Here is a 12,442-nt window from a genome sequence, read left to right on the forward strand (position 1 = left end):
AACACATACCCTATGTGCATGCGCTGTCCGGCAGGCAATTGAAGATTGGCTGTGCTTTATTGAGTATGAAAATTTCTCTATTTCTTGGTGTCTACCAGCCTGAATGGCATTTCTTCGTGGATGCGTGTTCCGTCTTCAAGCTCGGCCTGTACCTGTATGTACATATCACTTGTCTTTTTAACATCATACATAAATGCTAGGTCGATGGCAACGTTGCCCTTGTCTGCACAGCCGCACATTATTTTTGTCTCGTGCATTCTCTTGCCCTTTTTATCAAGCAAATAAACTTGGTAGCTCGCGACTGCTCCTGAATTTGGCTTGATAGTCGCATCCACGCGGATGCTGTCACTATCCTGTACCTCCTGATTTTTCATCGGTGAAGTCATCGTGATGTACTGTGAGTCCTCAGCATCTATTTCATTGTCTTTACAGCCGGCAACCAGCAAAATCGAAGCGGATAGTGCGAGCATTAACTTTTTTGCTTTCATTTCATTTTAGTTTTGTTGAACAATAGAAAACCACCATTTCTATTTCTCTCTGCTAGTACAGCTTAAAAAAACAGATTTGATTTGGTGCTCTATCATACATTCCTATGCCTTTGCTCACCTATTTGCAGACTCAATTTTTTAAAGGTTGGTCGCGTCAAACGATCGGTAAATCACCCATTTTTGTTGACATTTACACTGCTGAACTAATTACCCGATCAGGTGAAGTTCTGTACATTATGTGACCTTTAATGAAACTATCCAGCTCACAATCATGCCTTTCGTCGATTTCAACACAAAAAGAGTAGTCAAATTATGGGATGGGATTTATGGGACGCTGGCGCACTCGGAACAGCAAACGTTTGGTCATTTCACGATTGACAGCGGGACTGTACTGCCTGAGCACAGCCATTTTCACGAACAGTGGTGCCACGTGCTCGAAGGTGAACTTGAATTTGAGATACTCGGAGAAAAGAAACTGCTGAAAAGCGGCATGACGGCCTACATTCCCTCGAATGCGCCCCACTCCGCAGTCGCACATACGCAATGCAAGGTTATCGACTGCTTCACTCCTGCCCGCCAGGATTTTATTGAACTGGAAAGAAAAACGGAGCAGGATCAGTAAGTAGCACGTCCGCCTGAAAGATCGAAAGTAAAGCCGGTGGTGAAACTGTTTTCAGGAGAAACAATGAATGCAGCCATGTTTGCAGCTTCTTCCAGTGTGCCGCACCGTTTCATCGGGATTTTATCTGTCATATACCGCACCTGCGCCTCCGGCATCGCGGCTACAAGGGGCGTTTGAATTACCGCCGGCGCCAGTGCATTTACCGTAATACCCGTTTCGGCATACTCTTTCCCCTGCACTTTCGTCATACCGATTATTGCCGCTTTTGATGCAGAATAGGCCAGCATTCCTGCATTCCCTTCCTTCCCGGCAATGGAAGCAACATGCAGTATCCGGCCGTAATTGCTGGCCAGCATATAGGGTAACACCGCCTTTGAGGTATAGAATGCGCTCATAAAATTCACATCCATCACTTTCCTCAGGTTCTCGCTGCTCACTTCGTGACTTTTCACCTGGGTTATCCCTGTGATCCCGACACAGTTAATCAGGATATCTATTTTTCCAAAACGGGCTATTACTTTCTCCACGGCCTGCTGCACCTGCATTTCGTCGGTCACATCCACTCCTACTACTTCCTCTTGCTCCTGATTTCCGACAAAATGTTCTAAAAGTCCACTTTCATTCATATCCAGTAGCCCTACATTGGCACCCTCATTTAAGAGTTTGTGCGCAATTACCAGCCCCAAACCGGAGGCCGCGCCTGTAATAACAGCTACTTGTGACTTGAAATGAAGCATGTTGAGGGTAATGTTGAATTTTAGGAGACCTTTTATAAGTGCAAATAACACTTTTTTTACTATCCCGCCCCTATTGGTATAATCCAGATTTGGCACAAAAAAACCGGCTCCTGTTTTTGGATCCGGTGGGGTATATATGAAATGCGACTTTCCTTAATTAAACCAGCTCGCTTTCGTATTGCAATCCGATCTGTGCAGAAGGGAAGCTCACTACTTTGTTGAATTCTGAAACCGCCTGATTCACCTGCCGTTGCGAGATACCGCTATATTCCAGGAGCAGCATTTTTGCCTGTTGGGCTGTGGAACGCTTCATTTTCCAGTACTGAGGATGATTTGTTCCGATGGGTGTGCGAAAGAACTTCTCTTTGGGTTCTTTGATTAAAACTTCGTATTCAGTGTTGAATTGCGGATTGTCATTAAGGAAGTACCCTTTCACTACTACTTTAACTTCTCTGCCACTTTTAAGGTAAAAAATCTTCTCGTGTATCATAACGGTTGCGTTTAAGAATTTCGGAATGGTTGAATGTTCTGGCGGCGACGTAAAAACCCAAATATTTTATCAAAATATCCGTACCAGCCAGTGAATTATATTTAATACAAACATTACCACACGATGCTGTTTTCCATCAAAAAGTTTAGCCAACGGTAGAATATGTTAGCCAGCGGCAAATTTTCAGGAAGTTTTGGTTAAAAAACATACACAACAAATTGACTGACAGCCGCTAAAATATTTTTTACTCAACAATGTGACCTATAAACTGCGCTGTATTATCGAGGATTTTTCCACCGCGCCGCAAGCCCAGTCCGCACGCTTCCCCCACATGAAAAACACCCGCCTGGTAACTCTTTCCTTCCTCGTCCGTCGGGAATGGAAAATACTCCTGGTAGATTTTCTTCTGCTCGCCGTACTCGCCTGCCGCAGTTTCTATCACGTCACCGCCTTTTTCCAGTATCGATACATTCGCTCCCTCTCTGCCGAACAACACCTTGCTTACCGACTGCTTGTGCGGGATCGCATAGCGTTCGGTCTGCAACAGATGAGGATGGTACGGATACAGGTCCCATAACACCTTCAAAATGTACTTGGACTGAAAAAGCAATGTATACGCCGGGTTCAGTACCACTGCTTTCCGGTTCCTGACAATTTCAGTCAGCATGGTCGCCAGCTCGGGCTCATCGAAACCAATGTACTCCCAGGGCACCAGCTTAAACCAAAAATCGAATCGTATGAAATTGCCGGTTGTAGGATCCTGAAAAAAGATTCCCTCGCCATTTGAAAATTCAACATCATCGATATACGCAAATTCGGTATCAAATCCTGCTTCCTGTGCGGCGGCAGCAAGTACTGCCACGTTTGTTTCGTCCTCGGGATAATCCCGCATGGTCGAAAAAAGTATAGAAGGAGTCAGGTCAGGGTTCACTTCTTTAAGGTACCTGAACTGATCTGCCAGGCTTTCATATAAAGTATTGAACTGCTGTGCCTCGTCAAGCCCGTTCATTCTTAAATGTGCCCATTGTACCACCGCAGTTTCCGGAATGCAGGTTGCGGTATCTGCATTGAATTCAATCAGTTTCACCTGATCGTTCCCGAATCCGCCGGCAAGATCAAACCGACCGTATAAGTGAATGTTCCGCTCATCCTCCCACGAAAGTTTGATCAGCTCGATCAGGTTTTCAGGAATGCCGAGATCCTTGAATAAATGATTGTCGATCACGTACTGCCCGGCTTCCACAAACATTTCGTATAAAGTATTGGCCGCCGCATAGTACTGCGCAGCCTGCTCTTCACTGACTACCGCTACCGCATTCACCACATAAGGAACTGTGTCGGTACCCAACATCCAATCCCAGCCTGCTTTTTGGAACGCCCGCTCGGGTCCGTCCACCAATGTTCTTATCTCAACCATAATCAAATTTTCACCCGCCGCTTCTGCCTGACGACGATCTTCCAAAAAATCCTTTTCTGCCGCTGCTCGGCCTCGAACTTACCGTCCGCGTGGTGCGTGAGGCGTCGACCTGCCTGAATGTACTCTGGGATTTGTCATAGGTAGACGGATTGCTGTAAAATCCCCGCGCCGCTGACCCGCCTGCATCGCGGTAATTGTTCATATACCCATTGCTGGAGTTGCGACCGAGCAGGTAACCCATTCCGCCATAAAGCAGCATGGAAGATAACCCGCTATGATGCCCCACGGAAGACTGATTCGTACGGATTTCCTCATCGATAAGTGCCTTCGCTGCTTCGGGGCTCAGTTTATCCGTATGTCCGTCAAGGTAAGTTACGATCGCGCCTGAGCTGTCGGGTGCCACGTTTTCCTCATCGGTTATCTTGAACTCACCGGGCTTTACTTCCTTGATATGCGACCGGATACCTTTGGTGTAACTTGTCTCTTCATAGCTGTAAGCCTCCTCGTCATCCCGGTTGGAAGAGCAGCTGCCCAATGTCATTCCCGACAGCAATGCGATAGCGAGCGCGCTGCCGATACTGATATCTTTCACATGCTTGATGAAAGAGCCTTTTTTGATTTGTGTCATATTACCCTTTGGTTTCTTTACTGACAATTCTTAAAAATACGCTTTTACTGCTCCCGCGGTGTGCATTATCTTGCGAGTGGCGTGATTGAGTGTGTGTAAATCCCCTATTACTTTACGAGCGGTTCTGTTTGTTATTGTTAAAAACAAAGGCACAACCTGTGACCAGATCGTGCCTCACTCATGTTTGTACGTAAAGAACTATGCCTTCTTGGCGATTTTTTCCAATGCGCCTACCAGCCTGTCCAGGTCACTTAATTTGGTATAAACGTGGGGGGTAACCCGAACACAATGGATATTTTCCCAATTGATGCCCACTGTGTGGATCTTGTGATCTTTTATCAGCTTGCTGTCAACTTCTTCGGGCTTCATTCCGTCGACGCTCACACCGGCAATCGCACATGAAAATTCGGGTTTAAGTGAAGTATGGATTTTGACACCCGGGATCTGTGCTGCCTTTTCTGCCCAGTATTTTTTGAGATAATGCACCCGCTCCTGCTTGCGTTTTGAACCAATTCCTTCCTGAAAATTGATCGCTTCGCCAATTGCCTGTTCAATGGGAAAACTTCTGGTACCCAGCGTTTCAAATTTCCGGATATCGCCGCTTTTGGGCTGGCTGTTGCAAAGCAGCGGCCAAATTTTTTCAATCTTATCCTTCTTGATCCACATCATTCCGCTGCCGACGGGCGCACTCAAAAATTTATGCAGGCTTGTACCAAAGTAATCGCAGTCGAGATCAGGGATTTTATAGTCGAGCAGTCCGAAAGTATGTGCACCGTCCACTACCACTTCAATGCCTTTTGCATGCGCCATCTGGCAGATCTTCTTCACCGGCATAATCTGCCCGACCCAGTTAATAATGTGGGTAACGTGAATAATTTTGGTTTTAGGGGTAATCGCATCCGCGAATGCTTTTACGATTTGATCGTCATTTTCAATGGGAAAATCGAAAGATAGTTGCTTGTAAACCAACCCGTCGCGCATTTGCCGCTGCTTCCAGGCCTGGATCATATTCGGATAGTCCTGAATGGTCCCGATAATCTCATCCCCCTTTTCGAGCGGCAATCCGAAGATGATGGTATTCAGTGCCTCCGTCGCATTTCTGTTGATCGCAATCTCTTCAGGATTACAACCTGCCAGCCCTGCAAGCCGCTGGCGCAGCGGCTCCCGGCCTTTATCCATAATGCGCCACATGTAGTAAGAGGGGCCTTGCGCTGCCGCTTTGTTGTATTTTTCCAAAGCTTCCTGCACCGCGATCGGAGAAGGCGACACGCCGCCATTGTTCAGAATGATGATTTCGCTTTTACTGGCAGTATAAGCATCCTGGATCACCGACCAGTAATCTTCGTTATCGTTGCTGTCGGGTTTCCAGAACCGTTCTGCATTGCTAAACTGCTCGGCGTGGATCTCGTTGAAAAGGCTGTCGACACCAAAAGCGCCCATACCGAGGGCTGCGCTCTTTTTAAAAAAGGACCGGCGATTGTTCATAAAAGTGGCTTAGGGGGAATAGTAATTGAGTCAGCTACAATTTATTAATAAAATGCAGCAATCCCAATCAATCCATTTCCGGGTCACTCTTCACGGTAGATTGCAGCATCCATTCATAAGTATTGTAAGGCTCCGGCATACCCATACTATCCAATTGCAGGTACATCAAATGCACGTGCGTAGGCGATCTTTGTTTGTATGCATTGTAGCCGCTCCTGCCCATTTCGGCTATTTTGTCGCCTGCCTTCACGCTTTGTCCGGGCTGTACTTCGACGATATTATTGTGGGCATAATAGAAGAGTCCGTCCAGGCAGGGATCATAGATCCAGACCCAGTTGCCGCCACGCAGCTCACTATCGTACTTCCAGCCCGTTTCGGTGGCCAGCACAATGCCCGAGGTAAATGAAAGTATATCAATGGGTTTCCAGGTGCGGTCATCGAGATTATCCTGGTCCTTGTCGCGCACGAACAAATCGTGTGCGGGGTGACTGCCTGCGACTTCGCGGTCGAAAAGATCAAATCCATTTGGCCGGTAGCCTCTTCCTCTTGAACCAATGGACTCACGTGGGGAATATCCTTTGACAGGATAAACGAAATATGCGGAATCTATCCCCCGGCAGGTATCCGGCTTCACAGCCTTTCTGATATTGACCATTACTTCGGAAAATGCTTTTCTTGCCGAATCAGGTGAAATGGCGCCGTCCCTGATATCGAGCTGGATCTGGTTAAATGCTGCGCAATACGCTGCCAGGTCTTCGGAAGACTCACTTTTTTTGATAAAAGCTGAAACACTGATGATCAACAGCAAGCCCGCTGCTCTTTTTATTGTCATCAAAAATAATTTTGTCATGAATTCTTTCCCCGCTGCCTGTGCCAACTGGGTAGTTGCCTGTTTTTACAAATTATATCTTACAAATGTATTTCTATTTACATTAAAAAGGATTTATGCTTTTCTTTAAACCCGGAACACTAAAACTGAAATCAAATGCAATACCGTCGTTTTGGACGCACGAACTGGCAGGTGAGTGAGATAGGTTACGGCATGTGGGGCCTCGCAGGCTGGACCGGCTCTGACCGCAAGGAAACTGATGATTCCCTTGAACTGGCAGTAGAATCGGGCGTTAACTTTTTTGATACCGCCTGGGGCTACGGCGAAGGTTTGAGCGAGCGGATATTAGGTGAGCTTATCAAAAGGAATGCAGGTCGCAAGCTGTATGCTGCCACCAAAATTCCGCCTAAAAACCGCCAGTGGCCTTCCCGGCCTGAGTTCAGGCTAGCCGACGTTTTTCCCGCCGACTACATTATTGAATATACCGAAAAAAGCCTGCAAAACCTCGGTACCGAGCAGATTGACCTGCTGCAATTCCACGTCTGGGAAGATGCCTGGGCGCAGGAAGATGAATGGAAAGAAGCAGTTCAAAAGCTTACGCAGCAAGGGAAAGTGGCAAACTGGGGAATCAGTATCAACCGCTGGGAGCCGGATAATGCATTGGAAACCTTGAAAACCGGCCTGATCGACGCAGTGCAGGTAATCTACAATATCTTTGACCAGGCACCGGAAGACAATCTTTTCCCGCTTTGTCGCGAGCTGGATATTGCCGTGATCGCGCGGGTTCCTTTTGATGAGGGTACATTGACAGGCACTTTGACAAAAGATACTGTATTCCCGGCCGACGATTGGCGCGCTACCTACTTTGTGCCCGAAAATCTCCATTCAAGTGTTGAACACGCAGAAGCTTTGAAAGCGGATATACCGGAAGGAATGAGCATGCCTGAGCTTGCATTGCGATTTATCCTCAACAACCCGGACGTACATACGACGATCCCGGGAATGCGGAAGCTGCCGCACGTGCGCTCTAATGTAGCTGTGAGTGACGGAAACCTGCTTTCACCAGAGGTAGCCCAAAAAATGAAGATTCATCGCTGGGACCGGAAGCCAACAGAGTGGTCTCAATAGCACATAAAAAAACCGACCCGGATATCAGGGCGGTTTTTTTTATGTGCATTCAAATGGATTAACGATACAATTTGCTGTCAATCGAATATTTGCCCGGACCTGTGAAGAACAGGGTAAGGTAAGTGATCAAAAAGGAGACTGCGTGTTCTTTCTTGTCGAAAGGATCGGCACCGTGGACGATGAAAACAACTACTATCATCGTAAAAATGAGCGGGACCAATGCAGCTCTTGTAAACAGCCCCAGAATAACTAGAATGGAACATACGAATTCCGCAAAAATGGTCAGGATGTAAGACAGCTCCTCTCCTATCCCGATCGGGTCGGCAAAAGAATGATCTCCGCCCAGAAAACCCGAAAGTTTGGCATAACCGTGCGTCAACATCAAACAGGAGATACCCACGCGCAGGATCAATACTCCGAAATCCGCAGATGCGGGCAGCTTAATGGGTTTCAAAAATTTTTTCAGCATAAGTAATTTTTTGAGTGAATGACGGACAGCCGCTATCCTTTGCGGCTGTCAATATCTTTTTGGAACCAAATAACGGAATAAAGGCACTACTTAGTTTCTAAAAAAATTTCGTGAAGCCTGGTTAGCAAATTTTTATATGCCAAGTAATAATTTTAGATTTACCTAAATTTAAGATCAGGGATAGTTAAATAAATATTTTGAATACTTTATGAAGCTACGCATACTATTGATTTTCATTGTACTTAGTGTATCGGCCCGGGCGCAGAATACATTGAGCGGAAACATTTCACTCGAAAACGGGCAGGAAACCGCCTTTGGTGCTTCGGTTTACATTGACCAGCTAAAAACGGGTACTACTGCCGATACACTCGGAAATTTTCGCATTCCCAACATTCCTTCCGGCGTATATTCCATTCGGGTAAGCTACATTTCAATGTCGACGGTCGTTGAGAAGAATGTCCGGATCGAGCGTGACCTGGTGAAGAACTTTGTGCTGAAATCCGGTGCAAATTCGCTCGATGAAGTTGTAATAAGCGGCACGATGAAGGAAGTTTCCAAACTGGATAGTCCGGTACCAGTGGATATTATTACGGCCAAATTCATTTACAAAAACCCGGTACCAAGCATTTTTGAGGGACTTAGCTATGTAAACGGCGTACGTCCGCAACTGAACTGCAACGTGTGCAACACCGGCGATATCCACATGAACGGGCTCGAAGGTCCATACACAATGGTACTGATCGACGGTATGCCCATGGTAAGCGGACTTTCTACGGTATACGGCCTGTCCGGTATCCCCAACAGCCTGATTGACAGGGTTGAGATTGTAAAGGGTCCGGCGTCAACACTTTACGGTTCGGAAGCAGTAGGCGGGCTGATCAATATCATCACGAAAAATCCTTCGAAAGCGCCTGTATTTTCGGCAGATGCATTCAGTACCAGCTGGCTGGATTACAATCTGGACCTCGGTGTAAAACTTTCCCCCGCTCAGAATGTGAATGCGATTTTGGGGCTCAATTATTTCAATTATCAAAATCCGCTGGACAATAATGGCGATGGATTTACTGATCTTACCCTGCAAAACAGGATTTCGGTTTTTAACAAATGGTCTTTTAACCTCAAAAACAACAAACAAGCCAATGTTGCCGCGCGGTACTACTATGAAGACCGCTGGGGTGGACAGATGAACTGGAACAAGTCCTACCGCGGCGGCGACGAGGTATATGGCGAAAGCATTTATACTTCCCGGTTTGAGTTACTTGGCAATTATCAGCTTCCGACACAGGAGAAAATCACACTTCAATATTCATTCAGCTCGCATCACCAGAACTCGGTTTACGGGAATGTACCTTTTCTTGCCGATCAGAAAATCGCATTTGCGCAGCTGCTTTGGGATAAGGAAATCGGCAAGCATAATTTGTTGATCGGCTCTCCTTTCCGATACACTTTTTATAATGATAACACCACTGCAACCAGGTACCTGGATGGTCAGGACCACGCTGACAAGATTTACCTGCCGGGTTTCTTTATCCAGGATGAAATCAAAGCGGGCGCCCATGCATTGCTGCTGGGAGCGCGGTATGATTATAATAGTCGCCACGGAAGCATTTTCACACCGCGCGCAGCTTACAAATTCAAGTTTAACCAGACGGACGTGGTCCGGCTCAATGTGGGCCGGGGCTTCCGGATTGTCAATTTATTTACCGAAGATCATGCTGCATTGACTGGCTCGCGGCAGGTGATTGTTAAAGAGGCACTGAATCCGGAGCAGAGTTGGAATGCCAATCTTAACCTCGTTAAAAAGATCGTGACGGGAAATTCATTTGTCGGACTTGACGCGTCGCTGTTTTACACGCATTTCACCAACCGCATTTTACCCGACTACGATACCGATCCGAACCAGATTATTTACGACAATCTGGACGGGTATGCCGTGTCAAAAGGTATCAGCCTGAACCTGGACTTCAACTTTTCGTTCCCGCTGAAAATAATCGCGGGTGGGACTTTAATGGACAATTACCAGGTTGAAAACGGATCAAAATTCCGTCCCGTTTTAACAGAAAAATTTACGGCTGTGTGGTCGGTCAGTTACGAGATCCAGAAGGCGGGAATTTCGTTCGACTATACCGGAAACATGTATGGACCAATGCGTTTGCCTGTATTAAGCGAGATGGACCCGCGGGCGCGGAGATCGCCGGTGTGGTCTCTGCAAAATATCCAGGCCACCAAGAAGTTTGACAATGGCATAGAAATTTACGGAGGTGTCAAAAATCTGCTAAACTTCACGCCACCTGCGAATTCCATTGCCCGATCCAATGATCCATTTGACAAGAAAGTACAGTTTAACGACCGGGGCCAAGTGATTGCCACACCTGAAAATCCGTATGGACTTACCTTTGATCCCTCTTACGTTTACGCTCCGAATCAGGGGCGCAGGGTCTTCCTTGGAATGCGTTATACATTGCATTGAAACACCTGAATGGTCGCGTCAGGAAATGGAAAGAAGTGGCATGTTTATGATTTTTCAAAGAGTAAAAACATATACAGTATTGATATTCATTGATTTGAATATAGATTGATTGTATATTTGTCTCATTAATTATTTAACACTACTTAATTATGGCATTAACGAAACAGTTTGTAAAGAGTAAATCTGTTTACAAAGTAACATTTACAGTTCCTGCTGAGGCTGCTGCCGAAGCGAAAAAAGTTGCCCTTGTTGGAGAGTTTAATGAGTGGAATCCAGAGGCACTTGTACTTAAAAAGCAAAAAGACGGATCATTCAAAACGAGCCTTGAACTAGGTGCAGGCGAACATCAGTTCCGCTATATTCTTGATGACGAGAAGTGGGAAAATGACTGGGAAGCAGATAAATACGTCCCAGCTGGTGTAGACGAAGCGTCGGAGAATTCAGTAGTTGTTTGCAGCTAATTTGGCTGTCGGCTGTCGCCAATAAAAAGGAACCCGGAAGTAGTAGATCACTTCCAGGTTCCTTTTTATGTCATTTACCTTTGTCACCCTGAGCGCAGTCGAAGGGCACGTGCGAGAACTTCCCGCACATGCCCTTCGACTGCGCTCAGGGTGACAAATTATTTAAGCCTGTACCAGCAGCTAACAGCTCTCAGCCGACCACCGAAATCCCCCTAAACCACAAACGCATCACTCTCCACATACGCCTTAATCAGTGCGTCTTCGCCTTCTGCGCCGGCTTTGGAGTTACCGTGTTCCATTCCCATGATGAAAGATTTATTTTCCTTCTTGCTGCGGTCGTAGATGTATTTGAAAATGTTTTTGTAGTTGATCTCGCCCGTAGTCGGCTCTTTTCTGCCTGGCTCATCGCCGATCTGGAAATAATCGATCTCACTCCAAGTTTTATCGATGTTGTAAATCAGGCGGCCTTCGTTTTTCTGCATGTGGTAGATATCGTAAAGTATCTTGCAGGATTTACTGTTAACACCGCGGCAGATCTCGTAAGTCTGCTCTGAAGTACGAAGGAACAGGTTCGGGCTATCGCTAAGTGGTTCCAAAACCATTACCAGACCGTGCGGTTCGAGTATCTCCGCGCCACGGCGCAATGCATCTATCACATTTCCTGTTTGCACCCCGATCGGCAGGTTTCTTTCGAAATCGCCAGGTACTACGGTCATCCATTTTGCGTTCACACGTTTGGCAACTTCGACCGCTTTTTTGCATCCGTTCAGGAAAATATCGATATACTCCTGCTTTCCTGCTGCCAGCGTGTTAGCTCCATTACCGCCTTTGTCAACCACAAAAACGCCCATTTGCATACCGAGGCGCGTCATTTCCTTCGCGATTTTCTCTTGCTCCTGCACTGGTCTGCCCATCATACCATTATCTTCCAGCGCCATAAATCCATTATCAGCCATGAATTTCAGCTGATCAATCACATCTTTTCCAGCTTTGTTCTGGAACATTCCAAAATGCGGTGCGTATTTAAGTTTGAACTGGTTTTTGGCAGTGGGAGCAGTTTGACCGGCAAATGCAGTTTCAGCTGCAACTGCGGCTCCCGCGAGACCTAATGTAGATTTTACAAAATTTCTACGAAGCATATTTTTCGTTAGTTATGTTTAGGATGTAAAGAAATTGCAAAAGACAATTTACCTCAAAACTGCCTCTATTATTTTAAAA

13 protein-coding genes are annotated in these 12,442 nt (G+C 46.4%); 4 read left to right on the forward strand and 9 right to left on the reverse strand.

Annotation, left to right across the window (positions count from 1 at the left end; all coding sequences use genetic code 11):
* Window positions 1-77: 77 nt before the first annotated feature.
* Window positions 78-488: a hypothetical protein gene (locus ASG33_RS23285; RefSeq protein WP_056291281.1), complete on the reverse strand. Its 411-nt coding sequence runs from the start codon at window positions 486-488 to the stop codon at window positions 78-80.
* 271 nt (window positions 489-759) lie between these two features.
* Between ASG33_RS23285 and ASG33_RS23290 the strand changes: the two genes are divergently transcribed.
* Window positions 760-1,110 carry a cupin domain-containing protein gene (locus tag ASG33_RS23290; RefSeq protein WP_056291283.1) on the forward strand — a complete coding sequence of 117 codons (351 nt, stop codon included), beginning with the start codon at window positions 760-762 and terminating at the stop codon, window positions 1,108-1,110.
* Here ASG33_RS23290 and ASG33_RS23295 read toward each other — a convergent pair.
* The 6 genes from ASG33_RS23295 to ASG33_RS23320 form a co-directional block, all read right to left on the reverse strand.
* Window positions 1,104-1,847, reverse strand: coding sequence for an SDR family NAD(P)-dependent oxidoreductase (locus ASG33_RS23295; RefSeq protein WP_056291696.1), 744 nt, complete (start codon window positions 1,845-1,847; stop codon window positions 1,104-1,106). The two genes, ASG33_RS23290 and ASG33_RS23295, sit on opposite strands and share 7 nt — an antisense overlap.
* A gap of 157 nt (window positions 1,848-2,004) precedes the next feature.
* Window positions 2,005-2,337 (reverse strand): hypothetical protein, encoded by a 333-nt coding sequence (locus tag ASG33_RS23300; RefSeq protein ID WP_056291284.1) that lies wholly within the window; start codon window positions 2,335-2,337, stop codon window positions 2,005-2,007.
* Window positions 2,338-2,581: 244 nt separating this feature from the next.
* Window positions 2,582-3,754, reverse strand: a complete 1,173-nt coding sequence (locus tag ASG33_RS23305) for a glutathionylspermidine synthase family protein (RefSeq protein WP_056291286.1) — start codon at window positions 3,752-3,754, stop codon at window positions 2,582-2,584.
* 10 nt (window positions 3,755-3,764) lie between these two features.
* Complete coding sequence (locus tag ASG33_RS23310) at window positions 3,765-4,382, reverse strand: hypothetical protein (protein WP_056291288.1); 618 nt, start codon at window positions 4,380-4,382, stop codon at window positions 3,765-3,767.
* Between the two features lie 198 nt (window positions 4,383-4,580).
* Window positions 4,581-5,867, reverse strand: coding sequence for an aminotransferase class V-fold PLP-dependent enzyme (locus ASG33_RS23315; protein WP_056291290.1), 1,287 nt, complete (start codon window positions 5,865-5,867; stop codon window positions 4,581-4,583).
* A 67-nt stretch (window positions 5,868-5,934) separates the two neighbouring features.
* Entirely contained in the window at window positions 5,935-6,699 is a 765-nt protein-coding gene (locus ASG33_RS23320) for a M23 family metallopeptidase (protein ID WP_056291699.1), read from the reverse strand.
* Between the two features lie 153 nt (window positions 6,700-6,852).
* Between ASG33_RS23320 and ASG33_RS23325 the strand changes: the two genes are divergently transcribed.
* A complete protein-coding gene (locus ASG33_RS23325; protein WP_056291292.1) occupies window positions 6,853-7,824 on the forward strand; it encodes an aldo/keto reductase in 972 nt (323 codons plus the stop codon).
* Between the two features lie 58 nt (window positions 7,825-7,882).
* Here the strand turns inward: ASG33_RS23325 and ASG33_RS23330 are convergent, their stop codons facing one another.
* A complete protein-coding gene (locus ASG33_RS23330) occupies window positions 7,883-8,293 on the reverse strand; it encodes a DoxX family protein (RefSeq protein WP_056291294.1) in 411 nt (136 codons plus the stop codon).
* Between the two features lie 208 nt (window positions 8,294-8,501).
* Between ASG33_RS23330 and ASG33_RS23335 the strand changes: the two genes are divergently transcribed.
* Both ASG33_RS23335 and ASG33_RS23340 read left to right on the forward strand, forming a co-directional pair.
* The gene (locus tag ASG33_RS23335; protein WP_056291296.1) at window positions 8,502-10,763 is read left to right on the forward strand and encodes a TonB-dependent receptor; all 2,262 of its coding nucleotides are present in this window, start codon (window positions 8,502-8,504) and stop codon (window positions 10,761-10,763) included.
* 149 nt (window positions 10,764-10,912) lie between these two features.
* The gene (locus ASG33_RS23340; protein ID WP_056291297.1) at window positions 10,913-11,224 is read left to right on the forward strand and encodes an isoamylase early set domain-containing protein; all 312 of its coding nucleotides are present in this window, start codon (window positions 10,913-10,915) and stop codon (window positions 11,222-11,224) included.
* A gap of 212 nt (window positions 11,225-11,436) precedes the next feature.
* On the opposite strand, the gene ASG33_RS23345 is transcribed toward ASG33_RS23340, so the two are convergent.
* A complete protein-coding gene (locus ASG33_RS23345; protein ID WP_056291299.1) occupies window positions 11,437-12,363 on the reverse strand; it encodes a hydroxypyruvate isomerase family protein in 927 nt (308 codons plus the stop codon).
* Between the last annotated feature and the right edge of the window lie 79 nt (window positions 12,364-12,442).

Origin of the sequence: Dyadobacter sp. Leaf189 (assembly GCF_001424405.1) — a bacterium.
GTDB lineage: Bacteria > Bacteroidota > Bacteroidia > Cytophagales > Spirosomataceae > Dyadobacter.